Annotated in this window: 23 protein-coding genes; 11 read left to right on the forward strand and 12 right to left on the reverse strand. The window is 65.1% G+C overall.

Annotated elements, in window-relative coordinates; genetic code table 11:
- Positions 1-18: 18 nt before the first annotated feature.
- The 3 genes from nirK to IVA81_RS22975 form a co-directional block, all read right to left on the reverse strand.
- Positions 19-1,116 carry a copper-containing nitrite reductase gene (nirK, locus tag IVA81_RS22965; protein ID WP_247322136.1) on the reverse strand — a complete coding sequence of 366 codons (1,098 nt, stop codon included), beginning with the start codon at positions 1,114-1,116 and terminating at the stop codon, positions 19-21.
- Positions 1,117-1,238: 122 nt separating this feature from the next.
- Positions 1,239-2,114: a copper chaperone PCu(A)C gene (locus IVA81_RS40720; protein WP_346659412.1), complete on the reverse strand. Its 876-nt coding sequence runs from the start codon at positions 2,112-2,114 to the stop codon at positions 1,239-1,241.
- A 25-nt stretch (positions 2,115-2,139) separates the two neighbouring features.
- Complete coding sequence (locus IVA81_RS22975) at positions 2,140-2,334, reverse strand: hypothetical protein (RefSeq protein WP_247322138.1); 195 nt, start codon at positions 2,332-2,334, stop codon at positions 2,140-2,142.
- Between the two features lie 203 nt (positions 2,335-2,537).
- On the opposite strand from IVA81_RS22975, the gene hemN reads away from it, so the two are divergent.
- Positions 2,538-3,890, forward strand: a complete 1,353-nt coding sequence (hemN, locus tag IVA81_RS22980) for an oxygen-independent coproporphyrinogen III oxidase (protein WP_247322139.1) — start codon at positions 2,538-2,540, stop codon at positions 3,888-3,890.
- Between the two features lie 133 nt (positions 3,891-4,023).
- A complete protein-coding gene (locus tag IVA81_RS22985; protein ID WP_246931101.1) occupies positions 4,024-4,221 on the forward strand; it encodes a DUF1858 domain-containing protein in 198 nt (65 codons plus the stop codon).
- 238 nt (positions 4,222-4,459) lie between these two features.
- On the opposite strand, the gene IVA81_RS22990 is transcribed toward IVA81_RS22985, so the two are convergent.
- A complete protein-coding gene (locus IVA81_RS22990) occupies positions 4,460-5,170 on the reverse strand; it encodes a Crp/Fnr family transcriptional regulator (protein WP_247322140.1) in 711 nt (236 codons plus the stop codon).
- A 128-nt stretch (positions 5,171-5,298) separates the two neighbouring features.
- Here IVA81_RS22990 and IVA81_RS22995 point away from each other — a divergent pair, with 128 nt between their 5' ends.
- On the forward strand, positions 5,299-6,510 hold the full coding sequence (locus IVA81_RS22995) for an NnrS family protein (protein ID WP_247322142.1): 1,212 nt from the start codon (positions 5,299-5,301) through the stop codon (positions 6,508-6,510).
- A 2-nt stretch (positions 6,511-6,512) separates the two neighbouring features.
- Here IVA81_RS22995 and IVA81_RS23000 read toward each other — a convergent pair whose 3' ends face one another.
- Positions 6,513-7,550 carry an AraC family transcriptional regulator gene (locus IVA81_RS23000; RefSeq protein ID WP_247322144.1) on the reverse strand — a complete coding sequence of 346 codons (1,038 nt, stop codon included), beginning with the start codon at positions 7,548-7,550 and terminating at the stop codon, positions 6,513-6,515.
- Between the two features lie 204 nt (positions 7,551-7,754).
- On the opposite strand from IVA81_RS23000, the gene IVA81_RS23005 reads away from it, so the two are divergent.
- The gene (locus tag IVA81_RS23005; protein WP_247322146.1) at positions 7,755-8,375 is read left to right on the forward strand and encodes a response regulator; all 621 of its coding nucleotides are present in this window, start codon (positions 7,755-7,757) and stop codon (positions 8,373-8,375) included.
- A gap of 170 nt (positions 8,376-8,545) precedes the next feature.
- Positions 8,546-10,222 (forward strand): mucoidy inhibitor MuiA family protein, encoded by a 1,677-nt coding sequence (locus IVA81_RS23010; RefSeq protein ID WP_247322149.1) that lies wholly within the window; start codon positions 8,546-8,548, stop codon positions 10,220-10,222.
- A gap of 165 nt (positions 10,223-10,387) precedes the next feature.
- Here the strand turns inward: IVA81_RS23010 and IVA81_RS23015 are convergent, their stop codons facing one another.
- Genes IVA81_RS23015 through IVA81_RS23030 form a run of 4 tightly spaced genes read right to left on the reverse strand, consistent with a single transcriptional unit; the run spans position 10,388 to position 13,433 of the window.
- The gene (locus tag IVA81_RS23015; RefSeq protein WP_247322151.1) at positions 10,388-11,191 is read right to left on the reverse strand and encodes a heme ABC transporter ATP-binding protein; all 804 of its coding nucleotides are present in this window, start codon (positions 11,189-11,191) and stop codon (positions 10,388-10,390) included.
- The gene (locus IVA81_RS23020; protein WP_247322154.1) at positions 11,188-12,279 is read right to left on the reverse strand and encodes an iron ABC transporter permease; all 1,092 of its coding nucleotides are present in this window, start codon (positions 12,277-12,279) and stop codon (positions 11,188-11,190) included. Before IVA81_RS23020 ends, IVA81_RS23015 begins: the two co-directional genes overlap by 4 nt.
- On the reverse strand, positions 12,276-13,229 hold the full coding sequence (locus IVA81_RS23025) for a hemin ABC transporter substrate-binding protein (protein WP_247322157.1): 954 nt from the start codon (positions 13,227-13,229) through the stop codon (positions 12,276-12,278). The genes IVA81_RS23020 and IVA81_RS23025 overlap by 4 nt, the downstream gene beginning before the upstream one ends.
- 6 nt (positions 13,230-13,235) lie before the next feature.
- Positions 13,236-13,433: a hemin uptake protein HemP gene (locus IVA81_RS23030; RefSeq protein ID WP_247322332.1), complete on the reverse strand. Its 198-nt coding sequence runs from the start codon at positions 13,431-13,433 to the stop codon at positions 13,236-13,238.
- 270 nt (positions 13,434-13,703) lie between these two features.
- On the opposite strand from IVA81_RS23030, the gene IVA81_RS23035 reads away from it, so the two are divergent.
- From IVA81_RS23035 to IVA81_RS23060, 6 genes are all read left to right on the forward strand, one after another.
- Positions 13,704-16,055 carry a TonB-dependent hemoglobin/transferrin/lactoferrin family receptor gene (locus IVA81_RS23035; RefSeq protein WP_247322159.1) on the forward strand — a complete coding sequence of 784 codons (2,352 nt, stop codon included), beginning with the start codon at positions 13,704-13,706 and terminating at the stop codon, positions 16,053-16,055.
- A gap of 96 nt (positions 16,056-16,151) precedes the next feature.
- Positions 16,152-16,487 carry an antibiotic biosynthesis monooxygenase gene (locus IVA81_RS23040; protein WP_247322174.1) on the forward strand — a complete coding sequence of 112 codons (336 nt, stop codon included), beginning with the start codon at positions 16,152-16,154 and terminating at the stop codon, positions 16,485-16,487.
- Positions 16,488-16,514: 27 nt separating this feature from the next.
- The gene (hutX, locus tag IVA81_RS23045) at positions 16,515-17,030 is read left to right on the forward strand and encodes a heme utilization cystosolic carrier protein HutX (RefSeq protein WP_247322177.1); all 516 of its coding nucleotides are present in this window, start codon (positions 16,515-16,517) and stop codon (positions 17,028-17,030) included.
- Between the two features lie 27 nt (positions 17,031-17,057).
- Positions 17,058-17,834 (forward strand): tonB-system energizer ExbB, encoded by a 777-nt coding sequence (gene exbB, locus IVA81_RS23050; RefSeq protein ID WP_247322180.1) that lies wholly within the window; start codon positions 17,058-17,060, stop codon positions 17,832-17,834.
- 3 nt (positions 17,835-17,837) lie between these two features.
- Positions 17,838-18,284, forward strand: coding sequence for a TonB system transport protein ExbD (exbD, locus tag IVA81_RS23055; protein ID WP_247322183.1), 447 nt, complete (start codon positions 17,838-17,840; stop codon positions 18,282-18,284).
- On the forward strand, positions 18,284-19,117 hold the full coding sequence (locus IVA81_RS23060) for an energy transducer TonB (protein WP_247322186.1): 834 nt from the start codon (positions 18,284-18,286) through the stop codon (positions 19,115-19,117). Before exbD ends, IVA81_RS23060 begins: the two co-directional genes overlap by 1 nt.
- A gap of 60 nt (positions 19,118-19,177) precedes the next feature.
- On the opposite strand, the gene IVA81_RS23065 is transcribed toward IVA81_RS23060, so the two are convergent.
- From IVA81_RS23065 to IVA81_RS23075, 3 genes are all read right to left on the reverse strand, one after another.
- Complete coding sequence (locus IVA81_RS23065; RefSeq protein WP_247322189.1) at positions 19,178-20,533, reverse strand: esterase-like activity of phytase family protein; 1,356 nt, start codon at positions 20,531-20,533, stop codon at positions 19,178-19,180.
- Positions 20,534-20,618: 85 nt separating this feature from the next.
- Positions 20,619-21,515, reverse strand: coding sequence for a carbohydrate ABC transporter permease (locus IVA81_RS23070; RefSeq protein ID WP_247322192.1), 897 nt, complete (start codon positions 21,513-21,515; stop codon positions 20,619-20,621).
- Positions 21,508-22,464, reverse strand: a complete 957-nt coding sequence (locus IVA81_RS23075) for a sugar ABC transporter permease (RefSeq protein ID WP_247322195.1) — start codon at positions 22,462-22,464, stop codon at positions 21,508-21,510. Before IVA81_RS23075 ends, IVA81_RS23070 begins: the two co-directional genes overlap by 8 nt.
- Positions 22,465-22,519: the final 55 nt, after the last annotated feature.

The following is a 22,519-nucleotide window of genomic DNA, read 5'->3' on the forward strand; positions in this document are numbered from 1 at the left end:
ACCGGCCCCTCGTCGCGTCTAGTTGGTTTTGGCAGCCGGTATTTCGGCAGGCGCCTTCACCTGGGTCATCAGATCGTCGTTCCACTTGCCTTCGACCTTGAAGTGCGCGGTGCCACCGAGGTCTGCGGCCTCGATCAGATTATGCGTGACATAGGCGTAGATGCCGGGCTGCATGAACTTGTACAGCGCAGCTCCCGCCGAGCCGCCGCGGATGAACCAGGTTTCGAGTCCGACCTCGGGTGCATTGCCGAACTTGCCGGTCTCCCAGACATAGTCGCCATGGCCGCCGATCAGATGCGGACGGCTGTCGCGATTGGCCTGCGAATGCACGATCAGCACGTTCTCGCCGACCTTGGCAGTCAGCGCGTTCTTGCCGGTGAGCGCGCCGACCTTGCCGTTGAACACGACGTGCGTGGGAATCAGCTTCTTCATCACCTCTTCGGTCTCGGTGTAGGCCTCGCCTGGCGAATCGTAGGACTTGAAGTTGCCCTTCTCGTCGCGCGGCACATACATGTCCTGCTCGCCGACATAGTAGACCTTGTCATATTTCAGCGCGTGGCCCTTGCCGTCGTTGAGGCCATCGCGGGGCAGCACCATCACCGCGCCGTTCATGCCGGAAACGACGTGCCACGGGATCATCGGGCCGCCCGGGGCGCAGTGATAGACGAACACGCCGGTCTTGGTCGCCTTCCAGCGCAGCACCACCTCCTCGCCGGGATTGATCAGCGTGAGCTCGCCGCCGCCGAGGGCGCCGGTCGCGGAATGGAAGTCGATGTTGTGCGGCATGGTGTTGGTCGCGGGATTGACCAGCGTCAGCTCGACATAGTCACCCTCGTGCACGACCATCAGCGGTCCCGGCATCGAGCCGTTGAACGTCATCGCCTGGAACGTAGTGCCCTTGTCGTCGATGACGACCTTCTTCTCCTCGACCGTCATCCTGAACTCGACGATCTTGGGGCCCTGCGTCGTGGCCTGCTCGTGCGCATGCACGAAGGGGGGCGCGACCAGCTCTACCTTCTGCCGGGGCAGCTTGAGATCGCTGGCGGCGAAAGCCGGGGCCGCCAACATCAGGGCGGTCGCTGCGGCGCTGATCAATGCGGCTCTGCGGGTGAACATCGGAAGCATCCTTCATGTGAAAAGGTTTTGATGACGGATGCAGTGTGCGCCGATCGCGGCAAGAGTGTTTGCGCTGCGACAAGCTTTTGCCGGATTCGCCTCCGCTACAGTACTTAGGTGCCTCAACGGAGCAGGATAGGTGACACCACCTTAACCGCGTCCGAGGGCGTGATGCGGATGTCGAGGCCGAGCGACCAGCGGCCGGACAGTGGGGCGGACATTCTGACTCGCCATTGATCGTTGCCGACGCGTTCTGCGCTTGCAGTGATCGGTGCCACGCCATGTTCGGGATTGCCGAGCGTGACCGCAACCGCATCGGCACTCAGGGGCAGTTCGTTCGCATCTTCGAGCTGGATTGCGATCTCGACCGGACCGGCGCGCCCCGGCGAGATCGTGACGTTGGCCATGGCCTTTTCAGCATGCAGGTGAGTGAAGAAGCTCTCGTCCGCTTCGGATGTCGCCGCGGGTGGGGTCGGCGTCGTCTGCTCCGCGCGATGCGCCGGCTCCACCGTCGCCGTGCTCTCCGTCCCTTCGGGAGCCTGTGCGCCGATGGCCTGCACGTCCAGCGTCACGTTCACCTCGCCGGCGCGCTCGAACGACAGCGTCACCGGCATCTGGTCGCCGGCATGGAGCGGCACATCGAGGCCGATGAACATCAGATGTCCGCCGCCGGGTGCGAGCGCAACGACTTGTCCGGGTGCGATGACGAGCCCCTTGTCGAGCGGGCGCATGGTCATGACACCGTCGTTGACGGTCATCTCGTGGATCTCGGTTCGAAGCGCGTGGGCGGCCGATGCGGCCTGCAACCGCTCCGGCGTGTGGCCCCTGTTCTCGATCGTCAGATAGCCGCCAGCGACCTTGGCACCGCCGGGCGTCGCCCGGCTCCAGGCCCTGGTGATGACGAGATCGCCGCTGGACGTGTCGGCTGCGAAGGCGGGCGACCCGACAAGGCATGTCAGGATGACCGCGGCGGCGAATGCGCGCTTGGATGAGATCATGATCGGGGCCCTGGAAAAGATGCGGCTAGAAGAGATGTGTGGCGAGCTGGACGGCGGCCCAGATCGCCAGCGACAGCACGGCGAAGGCAGCGATCGCGGCGGCGCGCGCGGTGCCGGTCGGGGCCGGTGCGACCGGGGCCGGCCGGAAGTCGTCGAAACGCGGGATATGGCCGCGGATGTCGAGCAAGGAGAAAATCAGTTCGAGTGCGAGAAGCCTCATGGGCAAACGCTCCGGATGCCGTGCGAATTGTCACAATCTTCGCCCGGAATCGGTCGCTGCGCTTTGCGCGAGCGCAATGTCTGCGGCACCCCGGCCGACTTTGCGCGAGCGCAAGGTCGCCTTCGCGGATCCGGGTTATTGGAATGCATTCCGTGATTAGCCGTGATGACTGCACACGGCGGAAATTTACGAATGGGTAAGACATGAGAGCTGATCTTGCGGCGAGCTACGGCGAAGAACGATTGCCACGCTACACGAGCTATCCGACCGCACCGCATTTTTCGTCGGAGATCGGAGAAGGCGCCTACGCCCGGTGGCTGGCGGAGCTGCCGGCGGGCACCAGCGCGTCGCTCTATCTCCACGTGCCGTTCTGCCGCGAGATGTGCTGGTATTGCGGTTGTCATACCCAGATCGTCCGCCGCGACGAGCTCATCGCCGGCTATCAGCGGACGCTGCGCAACGAGATCGCCCTGACCGCCGAAACCATCGGCCGCCGTATCACGGTGGAGCACATCCATTTCGGAGGCGGTACGCCGACGATCATGGCGCCGGAGGCTTTCGCCGAGTTGATGGCGACGATGCGCCAAAAATTCTTCGTGCTGCCCTCGGCCGAGATCGCGGTCGAGATCGATCCCCGCACATTGACCGCCGACATGGTCGAGGCGATGCGGCTCTCCGGCGTCAACCGCGCGAGCCTTGGCGTGCAGAGCTTCGATCCTGTGGTACAGCGGGCGATCAACCGCGTGCAGAGCTACGAGCAGACGGCTTCCGTGGTCGACATGCTCCGGCGCGCCGGCATCGGGGGGCTCAATTTCGACCTGATCTACGGGTTGCCGCACCAGACCGTCGCGTCGTGTCTGGATACGGTCCGGCGTAGCCTCGCGCTCGCGCCCGACCGCTTCTCCGTGTTCGGCTATGCGCATGTGCCGAGCTTCAAGAAGCATCAGCAGATGATCAACGAGGCTGTGTTGCCGGACGGCCTTGCGCGCCACGACCAGGCCTGCGCGATCGCCAACGCGCTGAAGGAGGCCGGTTACGTGCAGATCGGGCTCGATCATTTCGCGCGGCCCGGCGATTCCATGGCCGTGGCCTTCGAGGACCGGACGCTGCGGCGCAATTTTCAGGGCTACACCACCGACAAGGGTGAAGTCTTGCTCGGTTTCGGTGCGAGCGCGATTGGGCATCTGCCGCAGGGTTACGTCCAGAACGAGGTGCAGATCGGCGCCTATGCTCAGAACATCGCCGCCGGCCGTCTCGCCACCGCGAAGGGCTATGGGCTCACCGACGACGACCGGCTGCGCGCCGACATCATCGAACGGATCATGTGCGAGTTCAGCGCCGACCTCGGCGACATCTGCGCACGCCATGGTGCTGAGGCCGGGGCGATGTTGAACTCGGCGGCGCGTCTGAAACCGTTGATCTCCGACGGCGTCGTCAGGCTGGAGGGCAATCGCCTCGCAGTTGCAAAAGATTCGCGCTTCCTGGTTCGCAGCGTCGCCGCGGCGTTCGATGCGCATCTGAATCCGGCAAAGCAGCTGCACAGCCGCGCTGTGTAACCCTCTCCGTCATTCCGGGGCGCGCCTCTTGGCGCGAGCCCGGAATGACGGCGGAGAGAAGCAGCACCAGCTTGCGCTTCCACAAAGAAACTCCGCTCCCCTCCGCTATCGTCGCTTCGGAACGGAGTTGTCCATGTCTTTTGGGTCTCACGATCTGGTCGATGACATCATGCGCACGGCGCCGCACACGATCCGCGTGTTTCTGGCCTTCAGGATGGCTTGTGTCGGTTGCCCGATCGCAACCTTCCACACGGTGGATGATGCCTGCCGCGAGCATGGCATTGACCGCGAAAAATTCCTCGCCGCGTTGTGCGATTGCGTGCCGGCGTGAAGCGGTCTGGAATTCGCGCGGGCGCGCGCGGATTCCCGGGTGAGGGAGGGCTTTCGCCGTAAGCGGAAGCGCCCCTCACCCCTAATTTCCGTGTTCACCTCTCCCCGCTTGCGGGGAGAGGTCGGATTGCATCGCTAGATGCAATCCGGGTGAGGGGGTACAGGTCTCTCGACAATCTCATCGTGGAGAGAGGCCCCTCACCCCGACCCTCTCCCCGTAAGAACGGGGAGAGGGAGAGTCACGCTGGCCCGCTGTCGGGGCTCCGCTCCGCCAAAACGACGATCCCGTGCGGATCGCGTAGGATGATGCGCTGACGGCCGCTCTCGACGAGGCCTTGGCTTTCCCAACCGCTCAGGATGCGGCTGACGGTGTGCAGCGTGGTGCCGGTCATCTGCGCGATGTCCTGGCGGCTGATCGGGAAGTCGATCTCGATGCCGTGCTCGAGCTTCTTGCCGGACTGCTTGGCGAGGCGCAGCAGCGCATGCGCGACGCGCTGCTCGACCTGCTGGGTCGACATTTCCAGGATGCGGGTGTGGCTCTCCTGGAGGCGCGTGCCGACGGTCTGGAGCGTGTTGGCGGCAAGCGAGGGAAAACGCTCGATCAGCCGCGGCCAGGCCGAGGTCGGCCAGATCAGTACCACGCTGTCGTCGACCGCGATCGCGGTCGCCGGATATCGCGTGGCACCGATCGCCATGGCGAGCCCGAAGGTTTCGCCGGGCGCGACATAGCGCACCACGATCTGCTCGCCGGTCGGCGTGGTCTTGGCGGCGCGGACATGGCCGTGCAGCAGCAGGAAGAAGGATTGTGCGTCCGCGCCCTGCTCGAAGATGGCGCTGTTCTTGGGATAACGCGCCGAACGGGCCTCACGCAGGATCTCGTCCAGAGCTTCCGGCGTGACCCCGGCAAACAGCGGCAAATGCGCAACCAGCGATGTGTCGACCTTGGCCATTCTGCCTCCTTGGCACTCGGGAGTGATGGCACCTGTAATCGTCCGATAGTTTGCGATAGCGCAAAACGGGACGACCGGGTGGCAGTATTTTTCCAGGCAACGATCTGAATTTTATTGGAGTTGACCCCATGGCTGGTGCCCGATCCCGCAACTTTCAGGGCTGGCCGCTGTTTGCGAACAGTTTTCGGCCCTTTTTCCTGCTCGCCGCGATCCAGGCGGGGCTGTCGATCATGGCCTGGCTGCCGATGTTCTACGGCGAATTGTCGGTGAGTTCCGCATTCGCGGCGCGCGACTGGCACGTCCACGAGATGCTCTATGGCTTCCTGCCGGCGGTGATCACCGGGTTCCTGTTCACGGCGATTCCGAACTGGACCGGGCGGTTGCCGATCCAGGGCACCTCGCTGGGGGCGCTGCTGATGGTCTGGCTTGCCGGGCGTGTCGCGGTGACGTTGTCGGCCGATATCGGCTGGGCGTTTGCACTGGTCGTCGATGCCGCTTTCCTGACGCTGGTCGTCGCCGCCGCGGCGCGCGAGATCATCGCAGGCGGCAACTGGCGCAACCTGCCCGTCGTGGTGCTGGTGTCCGTTCTGCTCGCCGGCAATGTCGCTTTTCATCTCGAGGCGCATGACCAGGGCGCGGCCGATGTCAGCATCCGCGTCGGCATCGGTGTGGTCGTGCTTCTGATCGCGCTGATCGGCGGCCGCATCATTCCGAGCTTCACCCGCAACTGGCTGGTCAAGTTCAATCCCGGCCGTCTGCCGGTGCCGTTCGGACGCTTCGACGGCGCAGTGATCGGATTGAGCGCGCTCGCGCTCATCTCGTGGGTCGTGGCACCGTTGAACGCCGTCACCGGTGTTCTGATGGCGCTGGTCGGCGGGCTGCATCTGGTGCGGCTTGCACGCTGGGCCGGCGATCGCACCTTCCGTGAGCGGCTGCTCGTGATCCTGCATGTCGGTTACGTCTTCGTGCCGCTCGGCTTCATCCTGCACGCCCTGGCGGTGCTCGGAACGCTGCCGCCAAGCGCCGGCATCCACGCCTGGATGACGGGTGCGGCGGGAACCATGACGCTCGCAGTGATGACCCGCGCGAGTCTCGGCCATACCGGCCAGGCGTTGACGGCTTCGCCGGCGATCCAGGGAATCTATGCTGCGATCGTCATCGCGGCTCTGGCTCGGGTCGCCGCCGTGGTGTTGCCCGCGCATAGCGATCCGTTGTTACACATCGCCGCCTGCGGCTGGCTGGTCGCGTTCCTCGGATTTGCCATCGCGTTCGGCCCGCTGCTTGCAGGCAGCCGGCGGCGTGCCCTCGCCACGATGGGCGTGCCCGCGCCGGCGCGCTGAACTCAAGCTGCGGTCGCCGAGGGCGCATCGGGCGGCGCTGCCTGTGGCCGCACGCCCTTGCGCCAGTCGGTGATGGTGCAGCCGAACCGGCCGCGGAACCAGCGCGCCATGGCGCTCTGCGCAGAGAAGCCAAGCTGCACTGCGATGTCGGCCAGCGGCCGGCCGGGGTCGTCGATCAACTGGGTCACGAGACCCGCGCGTTGCGCATCCAGGATGGCCGAGAAGCTGGTGCCTGATGCGGCGAGGTGGCGGTGGATGGTGCGGCGGGTGCATGCGAGATGCTCGGCGACGCGCTCGACCGTGCAGTCGCCGCTGGCGAGCAGGGTCCGCACGACCTCGTCGACCTTCCCCTCCCAACTCGCGGGCCGCGTCTCGATCGCCTCGATCCGCTTGCGCAGATAAGTCGCGATCAGGGGATGCGCGCTCGGGATCCGGCGCTCCATGTCGTGCGCCGACAGCAGGATCGCATCCTCCTCCGCGTTGAAGGTGACGCGGCAACCGAAGAAGTCGCGATAGCGCTTGCGATCATGCGGCGGCGGATAATGCAGGTGGACCTCCTGCGGCCGCCAGTCATGCCCGTACAGCGACTGGATGATACGGTGGACGCTGCCGAGCGCCATGTCGATCGACTGACGCGGCGCGATCGGCTGACGGCCGCGCAGGTGCAGCGTGATGGTCACGGTCTGCTTGTCGCGCGCAACGTCCAGCCGCATGCCGTCATGATGGATATGGATGAAGCGCGAGAACGCCTCGATCGCCTCGCCGACGGTCGCCTGTTCGCGCACGATCAGGCCGACCGCGCCGAAATTGGTCAGGCCGCCGCGCTCGGCGAGACGCAAGCCGAAATCTTCGGCGCCGGACGCCTCTGCCGACAATTCGAGCAGACGGCGCAGGCCGGTGACGGCAATGGGGGTGTCTGGCTTGTCGAGGCAGGCCAGCGGCAGCCTGGCCTTGCGCATCATCTGTTTGGGATCGAGCCCGACCGACCGGGCGATCTCCGGGTAATAGCTCAAGCCTGCGCTGCGAACGAGGTCGGTCATGCGAACCGTTCCTGCCAGCCATTCCCGCAGATGTCCCGAAATGTAAAGTTTCTGTCTCCATCCGTCAAATCCAGGAACCGGGCGAAACATACATAGGAGAAACCGAAGCACTGGCGCGAATGCCGTGCTCACGACGGCGCGGCTGGGCGATGGGGCCCGCTGCCGTCTCGGGCCATTTGACCAAGACATTGCTGGATCGGGATTATGCCGGGAAACATGCTTTCCAAGCGTGAGGTATTCGTCATCGACACCGACGCTGCCTCCCGCGAACAACTTTCGACTGCGCTCCAACAGAGCGCCTATGACGTGATCTGCTTCGCTGACGGTGCGTCTCTGTTGTCCGAGGCAAAGGCGCGGATGCCGGCCTGCGTGCTGATGGAGCTGCCGCCCGATCGCTCAGGCTTCGACATGCTCAGGCGGCTGCGCGAGGAAAACTGCATGGCGCCGGTGCTGGTGACCTCCGCGAATGGCAGCATCGCCATGGCGGTCGACGCCATCAAGAGCGGCGCGGCCGACTTCATCGAAAAGCCGTTCCGCACCCACGACATCGTCGGCCGGATCGATGCCGCCATCGATGAATTCGCGCAGCCCGGCACGAGCCGGCAACGCTGGCTGCCCGGTTGCGAGCCGCTGACAGCGCGCGAAGTTGACGTGCTCGAGCACCTTGCCGCCGGCCTGACCAACAAGGAGATCGCCCGCCGCATGCATTTGAGCGCGCGGACGGTCGAAGGCTACCGTGCGGGCATCCTGAAGAAAGCCGGCGCGAAGAACGTGACCGATCTGCTCCGGCGCATCTTCGGCCAGGGCTCGCCGACCCAGGCGTGAGGATTGCCGCGGCACTGTCATACGTTCCGCGGCCATGGTGCCGCCGCAGCGGCGCCCCACGGAAACCCCAATCGAACCAGTTCCTTCCCTGCCGCGTCCAACCATGTTGGCGAGGCATCTGATCGCGTGCGTCCGGCTGGCGGCGCAGCGATACCGGCAGGAGGGACTTTATGCGCATCACCGCAAGATGTTTGGCGACAACGAGCCTGGTTCTGGTGACCCTGGCGACGGCATCGCCGTCATGGGCCGCCGAATTGGACACCAATTCGGCGATCGACACCGTCACCGTCTATCCCGATGGCGCCACCGTCACCCGCATCATCACGGTCGACCTGCCATCCGGGGACTCGACACTGGTCGCGAAGGACTTTCCTCTGGCCCTCGATACGTCCTCCATCCGGGTCGAGGGTGAAGGCGGAGCCAAACTCACCATCGGCACGATCGATGCGCGGCCGCCCCGCGCGGCACCGGTCAACCTGCCCGAGCTGGAAAAACGGCTCGAAACCCTGAACGACCAGCGCGCCGACCTGCAAGGCGCGATCGACTCGGCCAATGCGCGGCGCAAATTTGCGGAGCACTTTGCGGAAGCCGCCCCCGTCGGCATCGGCGAGAAGGGCGAGGCGCGGCCGATTGCCGAATGGCGCACGGCCTTTGCCGCGGTCGGCGAGGAAATTGCGAGCGCCGATACGGCCATCCGTGACGCGACGCGCAAATTGCGCGAGATCGACCGGCAGATCGCCCAGCTCGAAGCCGAGCGCAAGGCCAAGCCTGCGAGCAAGCTCGAGGTTCGCATGGACATTGCCGCGCCGGCCGCGACCAAGGCGACGTTGCGGGTCACCTACAATGTGCGCAATGCGCGCTGGATGCCGCTCTACGACGCCCGGCTCGACACCGGCGCCAAGGACCGCAAGCCGCAGCTGGAGCTGGTCCGCCGCGCCGAGATCACGCAATCGACCGGCGAGGACTGGTCCAACGTCACGCTCGGCGTCTCCACGGTTCGCATCAGCCGCGGCGGCAGCGCGCCGGAGTTGGGCTCGCTCGTGGCGCAATATCCGCAACCGCAGAGGCCAATGGCACTCGGCGCGGCCTCCGATCTGGCGCGGCCCGCGCCGATGACGCGTCAGGCACAATCGCCCGCGATGGCCAAGGTTGCGGAGTCGGCCGAGCCGCGTGAACGCGCCGACGAACAGCAGGCTGTCGCCGAGATCGGCGACTTCCAGGCCACCTTCAGAATTCCGGGTCGCGTCAGCCTTGGCGCCGCCGAGGGCGCCAAGAGCCTGCGCATCGCGGCAATGACGGTGCCGGCCGATCTCGCTGTCCGCACCGCGCCGGTGTTGGATCCGACGGCTTTCCTCGAAGCCAGCTTCAAGCAGACGGATGACACGACGCTGTTGCCGGGCAAGGTCGCGATCTATCGCGACGGCGTATTTGTCGGTCGCGGCAAGATCTCGGCCTCTGCCAAGGACGACATCGTGCGGCTCGGCTTCGGCGCCGACGACAAGGTCCGAATCGAGCGCGCCGTGCTCAAGCGCAACGAAGGCTCGGCCGGGCTGCTGGTCACGACGTCGAAGACGGACGAGCGTTCGTTCAAGACCACCATCCGCAACGGTCATGATTTCCCGATCAAGGTCGCGATCGAGGATCAATTGCCGGTCAGCGAGAGCGAGGACATCGTCGTCGAGATGCTGCCCGCGACCACGCCGCCCACAGCAAAGGATATCCGTGACAAGCGCGGCGTGCTGGAATGGTCGTTCGACGCCAAGCCCGGCGAGGTCAAGGATATCAACTTCGCCTGGCGCATCCGCTGGCCGAAGGACAAGGGCATGGTGATTGCCCCGGCGGGCTAGGTTGCTAGCCACAAATGAGGTGCGCTCCCTCTCCCGCGTGCGGGAGAGGGTTGGGGGTGAGGGCTCTCTCCTCTTGGGGAGTCTTCGTTGTCGAGACACCCTCTCCCCAGCCCTCCCCCGCAAGCGGGGGAGGGAGCGCACCACCTTCGCGGATTGGACTGCGGGCTAAATTCCAGTCGCCACTGCCCGCATCGACTGTGGCAGCACGTACGGCACGCCGTCGTCGTCCCGATGCACCACGGCGTCGATCTCGAAAATGTCGCGGATGGTCTCGCGCGTGACAACATCCGCGCGCGAGCCGTCGGCGGCGAGCTTGCCGCCAGCCAGCACGACCAGCCGGTCGGCGAAGCGGATTGCGAGATTGAGGTCGTGCAGGATCGCGATCACGGCCGTGCCGCTGCCGGCGCGGCGGCGGGCGGCTTCGACAAGGTCGATCTGGTGACGCAGATCGAGGCTCGAGGTCGGCTCGTCCAGCAGCAGAAGTCCCGGGCCATGCTCGGCTTCGCCGCAGGCGAGCTGCACCAGCACGCGGGCGAAATGGGCGCGCTGCTGCTCGCCGCCTGATAGCGTCGGCAACTGCCGTTCGCGGAAATGTGCAAGCCCGACCTCGTCCAGGGCGGCATCGACGAGCGGTCCAGCCTCGCGCGCGCTGCGCTCGCCTGCGCCCATCAGCACGATCTCCTCGACGGTGAAGGGGAAGGTGACGCTGATGTGCTGGGACAGCATCGCGCGGCGCGCGGCGAGTTCGCGCGGTGTGTAGCTGCCGATGTCGCGCTGCTTCAGGCGCACCTCGCCGGCATTCGGCCGGAGATCGCCGGAGAGCAGCCGCAGCAGCGTCGATTTGCCGGCGCCGTTCGGGCCGATGATGGCGACCATCTCGCCGGCCGCAACAGTCAGGCCGACGCCATCGAGCAGCTTCGCCCGGCCGGCGCGCTTGTTCAGGGATCGCGCCTCGATCACGGCACTCATAGCGAGGCGAGCCCGCGCTGCCGCAGCAGGATGAAGAGGAAGATCGGCGCGCCGACCGCTGCGGTCAGAATGCCGATCGGCATCTCCGCCGGCGCCACGATCGTGCGCGCCAGCGTGTCGGCGCCAACCATCAGGATCGCGCCGAGCAGCACCGAGGCCGGCAATAGCAACCGATGTGCGGGTCCAATGACGAGGCGGAGCAGATGCGGCACCACAATGCCGACGAAGCCGATCACGCCGCTGATCGACACCGCGACGCCGGTCATGGCGGAGACCATGACGATCGAGATCCGCTTGAGACGCTCGACATCGACCCCGCCGTGAAAGGCGTCAGCCTCGCCGAGCACCAGGAGATCGAGACCGCGTGCGATGAAGGCGCAGGCGGCAAGCCCGATGATGAGGATCGGCGCCAGCACGGCGGCCTTGGTCCAGGTCACGCCGCTCATCGAGCCCAGCAGCCAGAACGTGATGTCGCGGAGCTGGCGATCGTCGGCGACGAATACCAGAAGCCCGATGCCGGCGTTGGCGATGGCGGTGATGGCGACGCCGGCGAGCAGGAAGATCGCGATCGAGGTCCGACCCGATCGGCTCGAGATGCCGTAGAGGATTACGGTCGTGGCGAGGGATCCAGCGAACGCCGCGAGCGGCAGGAGCTCGGTCTGGAGAAAGCGCAGCGTCTCGCCGAAGCGCGAATCGGTGAAGACGATGGCGCTTGCGGCTGCGAGTGCGCCGCCGCTGGAGACGCCGACCAGCGCGGGGTCGGCGAGCGGGTTACGAAACAGCCCCTGCATGATCGCGCCCGCCGCAGCGAGCAGGCCGCCGACCATCGCGGCCGCCGCGATCCGGGGGACGCGGATCGACCACAGCACGAGCTGGTCGCGGGTCGTCATGGCCGTGCTCTCGCCTGATAGCCCGAGCGCGGCAGGCAGGCGGGAGAGGGGAATGCCGGCGGCGCCGAGGGTCAGCGCGACGATGGCGGTGACCGCGAGCACCGTGATCAGGAGTGGGATCGCGAGCGATGCGGACCGTCGTCTCGCGCTGGCGCGTCGTTCCGGGCTGCGCGCCTCAGTTCCGATCGCCACGCTCATTGCCGGCAATTCGCCGCCGACAGCGCCGACGTGAACGCATCGCCCGGTGCGGCCAAGGCCGGATAGAGTCTTGCGGAGAGATCGCGCGCCGCTGCCGCCGTCCGGGGTCCGAAGCCAAGCAGATAGAGCCCATCCATGGTGATGAAGCTCTTGTTGGCCGCGACCGGCGTCAGCGCAAAGCCGGGATGGGCATAGATCGCGTCGGCCTGGAGCGAGTCCTTGCCGCGTTCGATGGACAGCGCGACGTCAGGTCTTGCCGCCGCGATCGCCTCGTCGCCGATGATCTTGTAGCCGTCGAAATCGTCGACCGCGTTGGCGGCGCCGGCGAGCTGGATGATTTCGTCGGCCGCCGTCTTGTGGCCGGCCACCATCGCCCGCCCGTTCTGGAGCGACATCACGAACATCACGCGCACCGGCTTGGTCACCTTGGCGCGCAGCGATCGGAGTTGCGCAAGATCGGCGCCGACCGCGGCGCTCAGACATTCGGCGCGTGCGTCGACGCCCATGGCATGGCCGACGAGTCTTATCTTCTCGATCAGGCCTTCCTCGGAGAAAGTCTCGGGCACCAGCACCAACGGCACTTTCGCCGTTTCCAGGATGTCCATGGTCTCGCGCGGACCCGAGCCCTGGATCGCCAGGATCAGGGTGGGATTGAGACCCAGCACGCCTTCGGCAGAGATCTGGCGCATGTAGCCGACATTGGGTTTGTCGTGCAGCGCCGCCGCTGGATAAAGGCTCGTCGTGTCGACGCCGACCAGCCGGTTCTCGAGCCCGAGCGCATAGAGGATTTCGGTGATGGCGCCGCCGATCGAGACCGTGCGTGCGAAATCGGTCACGGCGACGTCGCGATTGCGCGCGTCATGCACGGTGATGCCGGCGGCGTGCGCGGCAGACCCGAGCGCGATTCCGCTGGAGAGCAGGAGGTTGGCGAGGGTGCGACAAAATGTCATTGCGGATTACTTCGTCAGGATCAGCTTGTTCTGCGAGGTCAGGCGAAGCCGGTAAAGGTCCTCGCCATGCGCGATGATGATCTCGCGCTCGGCCGCAAACAGCTCGCGGCTGTCGATCCGGCTCCCACGCATGGTGAGGGTTCTCGTTGTCGGAGAAGGGCTTCCTGCCGACTCCGCCGCGCCGCCGTTGCCATCTCCGGACATTGCTGACATGTGAGGTGTGATGCGCTTTCGAAATCCTGGAGTGCTGCTTGTTTGTATAAGCGGCACGAAGCGCATTCCAACGGCTGCAATTTACAATCGATATAAACTGCAACCTGATGTCATTGACCGTCAGAGTGTCGCCACGTAACCAATTATGGTGGCGGGGAACATGCCCGCGACCTAGGAAATTAGCCAGCCAGCCGTTCGCGTTGCGAACGCACGCCAGCCAGAAGACTCCAAATATAAAGTAAAGTGCAGGCTGGGGCTGATATGGCTGACGGGGCTAGGTATTCGCGCGCCCTGATTTTGGGCGCGTCGGTGGTTTCAATCGTGGCAATGATGACGGAGAGCGGTCTTGCGCAGACCGCCGAGCCGCAGGCCGGAGGTGCGTCCTCGGAGCGGCCGAAGCAGTCGAAGCGCAAGCCGGCGAAACTGCTGGCCGCGCAGCAGCCTGCGCCTGAGGTGATGAATGCCCGAGCCCAGGCTGGCGGCGCGTCGCCCGTGCAAACGCTCGACACCATCACGGTCGCTGCGACCAAGACCCCGGAGCGTGCGATCGATTCGCTCGCGCCGGTCAGCTCGATTTCGCTCGACCAGATCCAGGGGCTTCAGCCTAACCGGTTGTCGGGTATCTTCTATGCCGTGCCCGGCGTGTCGTTCCAGGAGCGCGGCGACGATCCTGCGACGGTCATCAACATCCGCGGCTTGCAGGATTTCGGTCGCGTCGCGGTCATCGTCGATGGTGCGCGGCAGAATTACCAGCGCACCGGTCACAACGCCAACGGCTCGTTCTTCCTCGATCCTGAATTGATCGGCGGCGTCGATGTCGTGCGCGGTCCGACCGCCAACATCTACGGTTCGGGCGCGATCGGCGGTCTCGTCTCGTTCCGGACCAAGGACATCAATGACGTGCTGCGCCCCGGCGAGCGCTGGGGTGTCGATCTCTCCGGCTCCTACGGCTCGAACAACAATCGCGGTCTCGGCTCGGTGTTCGGCGGCGTACGCGCCACGCCCGACGTGGATATCTTCGGCGGCGCGGTCTACCGCACGCAAGGCAACTACAAGGACGGCAACGGCACCGAGATCGGCAACACCGGCAATCAGGTCGAGGCCGGGCTGATGAAGCTCACGGTGCGGCCGGCCCTCGGTCACGAGGTCAAGCTCGGCGCCGTCTTCCAGGACTATCAATACGACATCGGTCAGTTCAACCGCGGCCCGGTGGCAACAGCGGCACAGCGCGCGCTCTATCAGGGCTCGTCGGTCTATGCCTCCGACGCCAAGAACTACACCGGCACCCTCACTTGGAACTACTCGCTGCCGAGCGACAATCTGTTCGACTGGCACATGTCGGTCTACGGCAATCGTGTCGACAACGACCAGACCAAGACCTATCACTACTCGACGAGCGGTGCGGGCTATTGCGGCGCCGGCAATGTCGGCAACAACATCTCCGGCTGCGTCGGGGACAAGCGCGGCTATGTGCTGGACACCGTCGGCATCGATGCCAACAACACCACCCGATTCAATGTCGGCGACTGGCGTAACGCTCTGACCTGGGGTGTCGACGCATTCCAGGACAACGTGAAGACCACTGACAGCCGCGGCAACTCCAACATCACCACGCCGAGCGGCATCCGCAACGTGTGGGGCGGCTTTCTCCAGTTGAAGCAGAATTACAGCACCTGGTTCGAGGCGGTGAGCGCGATCCGCTATGATCGCTACGATCTCGACTCCGGCAATACGCACGCCGGCGGCGACCGCTTCTCGCCAAAGATCACCCTCGGCGTGACGCCGGTCCCGGGCTTCCAGCCCTATGTCAGCTACGCCGAAGGCTATCGCGCCCCGTCGATCACCGAGACGGTGATCTCGGGCGCGCATGCGACCGGTGGCGGACCGGCCTTCTTCCCCTGTCCCGACGGAACGGTCGGCCTGTTCTGCTTCCTGCCCAACCCGAACCTGCGTCCCGAGGTCGGCAAGAACAAGGAAGTCGGCTTCAACTTGAAGTACGACAACATCTTCAGCGCCAACGACTCGTTCCGCGGCAAGATCAATCTCTTCCGCAACGATGTCAGTGATTACATCGACCTCGTCGCTTCGGCGCCGGTGCCGGTGCCGCCATTCGGCTCGTTCAGCCAGTTCTACCAGTACCAGAACATCGCGCAGGCCCGCATCCAGGGCTTCGAAGCGGAGACCATGTACGACGCCGGCGACTGGTTCATCGGTGTCGCCGGCCACTACATCCAGGGCAAGAACGCCGTCACCAATGTCGGGCTCGCGACGATCACCCCGCGCAAGGTCGTCACGACCGGCGGCGTCCGCCTGCTCGATCGCACCCTGATCCTGACGGCGCAGTGGGCCTCGTTCGGCCCCAACAACGATGTACCCGCCAACTATCTCCCTGCGACCGGCTACGAGCTGGTCAATCTGTACATGACCTACAACGCGACCAGGGACATCGTGTTCTCGGCCTCGATCGACAATCTCTTGAACCAGTACTACCGGCCTTATGCCATTCCCGGCAGCTCGACGGACGGCACGTCGCAGAACGACGTGCTGTGGTCAGCCCCGGGGCCGGGCAGGGTCTACAAGGCCGGCATGAAGATCCACTTTGGAGGTGCGTAAGCCGACAGGGGCCTTAACACCATCATCTCCGCCGCGCCGCGCTGATGCTCCAGCGCGGCTTCGGCGCGTTCGTTTTGATCAGAAGGAGAGACTTTCATGTTCATCGCTATGAATCGTTTTCAGGTGAAGCTCGGCTCGGAAGCTGCGTTCGAGACCGTCTGGCGCACCCGCGAATCCTATCTCGGCAGCATGGCCGGCTTCGTCGAGTTCCACCTACTCAAGGGGCCGGTGCTCGAGGACCACACGCTGTATTCCTCTCACACCGTGTGGGTCGACAAGGCGGCCTTCGAGGCCTGGACGCGCTCGGACGAATTCCGCCGTGCTCATGCGCGCGCCGACAACAAGACCGGGGAGAGCCTCTATCTCGGCCATCCCAAGTTCGAAGGGTTCGAGGTCATCATGACCGAGCGCAAGGCGAACGCGGCCGCGTGAGGCGGCCAGCTTGATGAGGAGCCGGACATGTTGAGCACCGATCTCGCCGATCTCAAGGCGTATATGGCCGACAATCCTGGCGCGGTGATCGAGGACGTCGCGCGTGAGCGCACCATCACCCCGCGCGCGGTGGTCGAGGCGCTACCATCCTCCATGGTGCGCATCGGTGGCGGCGAGCACTTCGCCGCGGCCATGCAGGACATCGCGAAATGGGGCGAGGTCACGCTGATCGTACACACGGATGATGCGATCTTCGAGTTCACCGGCGCCATTCCCTCGGGCGAGATCGGCCGCGGCTATTTCAACCTGATGCAGCCGAAGGGTCTGCACGGCCATCTCCGCCACGAGCGTTGTGCGGCCGTCGCCTTTGTCGAGCGGCCCTTCATGGGCAAGTCGTCGGCCTTCGTCGCGTTCGTGAACGCCGACGGCGGCATCATGTTCAAGGTCTTCGTCGGCCGCGACGAGACCCGGGCGCTGCGGGCGGATCAGCTGGTGCGGTTCCGGCAGCTTGCGGACCGGATCGCGGCCGCGCCCGCGGCATAGTTCGCTTCAATCTGTCGGGAGATCAGGATGCAGAGCAATTTTAGGCTTCGGCATGTGATCCTAACAATCGCGCTGGCGCTCGCGCCGACACCGGCCCTTGCGATTGACGAGGCCCTGCTGCCGCGCAATCTGTCGCCCTGGGGCATGTTCATCAGCGCCGACATCATCGTGAAAACGGTGATGATCGGGCTTGCTCTCGCCTCCCTGGCGACCTGGACGGTGTGGCTCGCCAAGACCATCGAGCTGCGCCGCAAGGGCGCGCTGGCCTTGCAGCGGACGCGCGCGCTCGAAGGCAATATCAAGCTGACAGAGGCGGCCGAACGGGCTGGCGATGCGCATGATGCGGTCGCTCAGCTCATCCAGTCCTGCGCGAAGGAGGCGGAGCTGTCCGGCGGCGTGCTCGACGACGGCCTCCAGGAGCGGGTAGCGCTGCGGCTGGAGCGGGTCGAGGCGGCGATGTCACGGCAGATCGCGCGCGGCACCGGCGTGCTCGCGACCATCGGCGCCATTGCGCCCTTCGTCGGCCTGTTCGGCACGGTCTGGGGCATCATGAACGCCTTCATCGGCATCTCCGAGAGCCACACCACCAGCCTCGCGGTGGTCGCGCCTGGCATCGCGGAGGCGCTGCTCGCCACCGCTCTCGGTCTCGTCGCGGCGATCCCGGCGGTCGTGATCTACAATCACCTCGTCCGCGGCATCGCCAATTACCGCGCACTGCTCGGCGACGCCTCGGCGCAGCTCATGCTGCTGGTGAGCCGCCAGCGCGACCACAGGGAGTTCCGCCTGGCACGGGCGGCGGAGTAGGTCATGGCCGCAAAGCTCGGCGCGGGTTCGGGATCGCCGCGCAGGCGCGGCGACCCGGATGATCTCGACGTCACCCACGAGATCAACGTCACGCCGTTCATCGACGTGATGCTGGTGCTGCTGATCATCTTCATGGTGGCCGCTCCGCTCGCCACTGTCGACATCGGTGTCGAGCTGCCGGCGACCGCGGCCGAGCCGGCGCCGCGGCTGGACAAGCCGGTCTTCGTCACCGTCAAGCCGGACCTGTCGATCGCAGTCGGCGAAGACGTCGTCGCCCGCGACGCGCTCGGCACCTCGCTCGCTGCCGCCACCAAGGGCCGCAAGGACGAGCGCATTTACCTGCGCGCGGACAAGGCCGTGAGCTACGGCGATCTGATGGAGGTGATGAACTCCTTGCGCAACGCCGGCTATCTCAAGGTCGCGCTCGTCGGCCTCGACGGACGCAGCTGATGGCCGCCGCGAACGCGTTTGCCCTGCACGAGCCGCTCGGCGAGCGTGAGGGCGCGCGCTGGAGCCTGTCGGCGGCGGTGATCGTGGCGTTGCACATTGCCGCCGCACTGCTGGCGATGAACTGGCTGAAGCACGTGCCGGACGAGGGCGTCAACATCCCGGCCATCCTCATCGACATGACGCCGGAGACGTCGGCGCCGCAATCGACGCCGCTCGACATCGCGCCGGGACCGGTGATGCAGCAGGCGGATGCCTCGCCGCCTGAGCCGGTGCAAGAGCAGGCTGTCGAAGAAATGATTCCGCCGACGCCGCCGCAGGAAAAGCCGGACGTGATTGCGCCGCCGGAGCAGAAGCTCGAGCCAGTTCCGCCGAAGCCCGAGCCCGCGAAAGCTGTGCCCATTGAGAAACCGGCGCCGGCCAAGCCCAAGGTGGTGCGCCCCGATGCCCGGAAGCCGGCGGATGCGCCCCCCGCGCCCCGCACCAGCGCGCCGCCGCGTGCGGAGCGCGAAGCTCCGCTCGCATCCGCAGTGAATGCCGGCTCGGTGGCGTCGACGATGGCGACCTACAATCAGCGCGTCCGCGCGCATCTCATGCGCTTCCACCAGTACCCGGCGGGCGCCAATGGTCAGAGGGGGCTGGTCACGCTGAATCTCACCCTCGGTCGCGGCGGCCAAGTTTTGTCTAGCCGCGTCGGCGGCTCTTCGGGCGTCGCAGCCCTCGATGCTCAGGCCATGGCAATGGTGCGCCAGGCCCAGCCATTCCCACCCGTCCCGTCCGAGATCACCTATGCGACAATTCTCATCAAGGTCGGGGTGAACTTCGGGGACCGTTGATTGGTGACGACTCCTCTCCCGCGCGATGCAGGAGAGGAGGGAGCAAAGCCGAAGGGCGCCTTACTTTGCCTTCAGGAAGTCCGCGACTTCGAGCAGCATGAACTCGTCGTCGTCGGCCTTGTTGGGATCGCGGCTGGAGGAGAACGGCAGATTGTTGTCGTTGCCGACGATGATGTGGGTGTCGTCGACGCGATCGACGTTCTCGATGGTGAAGAAGGGGAAGGTGTAGACGCCGTCATTGAGCGGCTTCTTCGCCTTCTTGTCGGGATCCCTAATCTTCATCAGGTCGATATAGCCGATCTTGCGCACGGGCTTGCCGACATTGGCCTCGGTGAGCTCGATCTTGTAGATGCGCTTGAACTTGGCGAGGTCCGGGAAGCAGTTCTCGCCGCGGGTACCCTGCGGGCAGGCCTTGTCGGCCGTGCCTTCGCCGTTGTCGCGCTCGATGATGAGGCCGGAGGCCTGATCGATCATGTTGAAGTCGCCGATGGCGTTGCCGTTCTGCTCGAACACATACTGCCAGTAACGGCCGGTGAATTTTTCCGCAGCGACGTCGAACTCGAGGATGCGGGAAGCTTCCTTGCCGTCGACCTTCTCCCAGTCCTTCTTCTCGGCGTCCCACAGCGGGCCCTCGAGCAGGCCATAGAGGAATTTGCCGTCCTTGGAGGATGCAAAGCCTTCATAGCCCTTGGAGCGGCGAAGGTTGACGTTGGTGTAGGTCGCGCCGGGCGCGGCCGGCGTCGCCACGGCCCAATTGTCGGGCGAGCGCACCGGCTTGCCGTCTGCAACCGTATCGAACACGCCCAGGATCTTGCCTGATTTGTCGGCCTTCAGGATGTAGGGGCCGAACTCGTCGCCGATCCAGAAGGTGTCGCCGATGATCTGGAAACCTTCGGTATCGAAGTCGGAGCCGGTGAGATAGCGCTTCTGCGTGTCCTCGTGCACGATGCGGAACGGGACCTTTTTGTCGGGATCGTGCAGGAAGATGGTCTCCAGCCGCTCGATCTTGCCGCCCGCCCAGTCCATCTTGTAGCGGTTCAGATACAGCATCGAATCCGGCGAGTTGGCGCGCGCGCCCATGCCGTTGTCGGTGACGACCCAGAAGCTGCCGTCGGGCATGGTCTTGATGCCGGAATGGCCCTGCAGCGGCTGGCCCTTGAACGGCAGCGACACGCCGGTCGGACGTTCATAGGATTTGCCCATCACCGTGCCGAGCGCGTCGACGCGCTTGCCGGTGGTGTATTTTCCGGATGTCTTGAGATCGGCGGGGGCATCGGCGGGCGCGTCGATGAAGGTGGCGGCCGGCATCACCACGTGGCCGGCGAGCTTGGCCGGGAATTCGCCTTCGCTCTGCGCGAGCGCGGGGCTCGCGGTGAGAATGATCGTTGCGACGGTGGCAAGAAAAGTCGCGCGCATGTGCGTCTCCTGTTGGCGGACGCACGCGTTATGCGGATCGCGTGTTGCAGTTTTGTGAAACCGGGCCAAACGCCGCAGCTGCGGTCTACTCCTTTACCGCGCCGGTCAGCGAGGACACGTAGTAATCGACGAACAGCGAGTAGAAGATCGCAACCGGCAGCGATCCCAGCAGCGAGCCCGCCATCAGCGCGCCCCACTGGTAGACGTCGCCGGTGACGAGCTCGGTCAGGATCGCGACCGGCACCGTCTTGTTGGCGCCGCTCTGGATGAAGGCGAGCGCATAGATGAACTCGTTCCAGGACAGTGTGAAGGAAAAGATGCCGGCCGAGATCAGTCCGGGCACCGCGAGCGGTAGCGTGATCCGCCGCAGGATCTGCAGGCGCGTTGCGCCATCGACCAGCGCGCATTCCTCGAGCTCGTAGGGGATCGACTTGAAATAGCCGATCAGGAGCCAGGTGCAGAACGGCACCAGGAAGGTCGGATAGACCAGGATCAGGGCGAGCGGCGAGTCGAACAGGCCGAACTGCACCACGACGGTTGCGAGCGGAATGAACAGGATCGACGGCGGCACGAGATAGGCGAGATAAATGCCGAGGCCCACATAAGGACTGCCGCGGAAGCGCAGGCGCTCGATCGCATAGGCGGCGAGCGTCGACGCGATCAAGGACAACGTGGTGGAGCCGATCGCCACCGTCATCGTCGTCCACAGCCAGCGCGGATAGGCGGTATTGAAGAGAAGATGCTTGATGTGGGCGAGCGTCGGCGAGGAGATCCAGAACGGGTTGTGATCCCGGTAGTTCATCAGCTCCGCGTTCGGCTTGAACGAGGTGATCGTCATCCAGTAGAACGGAAACAGCAGGATCAGCACGAAGCAGCCGAGCGGCAGGTAGATCATCATCAGCCGCCGCAGCCCGGAATCCCAGGCCATGGTGTCGGGTGCGGCCTTGGCGTCCGCGGTCGGTTGCGCGATGGTGTCAGTCATTGGCCTCTCCCTGCTGCCATTTGCGGCGCGCCAGGCCGAAATAGGAGAACAGCGTCGCGAACACCAGGAACGGGATCATCGACACCGCGATTGCCGCACCTTCGCCGAGCTCGCCGCCAGCGATGCCGCGCTGAAACGCCAGCGTCGCCAGCAGATGGGTCGAGTTGACTGGCCCGCCGCGGGTGATGGCGTAGACCAGCTGGAAGTCGGTGAAGGTGAAGATGATCGAGAAGGTCATGACGATGGCGAGGATCGGCATCATCATCGGAAAGGTGATGTAGCGGAAGCGCTGCCAGGCGCTGGCCCCGTCCAGCATCGCGGCCTCGTAAAGCGAGGGCGAGATGGTCTGCAGGCCCGCCAGCAGCGAGATCGCGACGAAGGGAATGCCGCGCCAGATGTTGGCGGCGATCAGCGAGAAGCGCGCCGGCCATGGCGAGCCGAGGAAGTCGATATTGCTGGATCGCCAATGCAGCACGTCGACGAGGAGATAGGAGATGATCGAGAACTGCGGATCGTAGATCCACCAGAACGCCAGCGCCGAGAGCACGGTCGGCACGATCCAGGGCAGCAGGATGATCGCACGCAGGATGCTCTTGAACGGAAAATGGTTGTTGAGCAGCAGCGCGAGCCAGAAGCCGAGCGCGAACTTCCCGAAGGTCGCTATTCCCGTATAGACCACGCTGTAGAACACCGCGTTCCACCACAACGGATCGGTGAGCAGATACTGGAAATTCTCGATACCAACGAAGATGCCGCGCCGGCCGATCGTGGTGTCGGTGAAGGCGAGCCAGATGCCGAGGCCGAGCGGATAGGTGAGGAACACCGAGAGCAGCCCGATCGCGGGCGCCAGGCACATCACGATCAGGAACGGCTTGTAGTCGAACAGCCGCACCAGCCAGGACGGCTGCCGGTGCGCGAGGCCGGTGGAAGAGAGGGTGGTCACGGACATCAGTTTGTTGTCCTGTTCTAGGAAGTCACTCCACCGTCATTGCGAGGAGCTCTTG

The organism is Bradyrhizobium sp. 141 (genome assembly GCF_023074055.1).
In the GTDB taxonomy this organism is placed as follows: Bacteria; Pseudomonadota; Alphaproteobacteria; order Rhizobiales; family Xanthobacteraceae; genus Bradyrhizobium.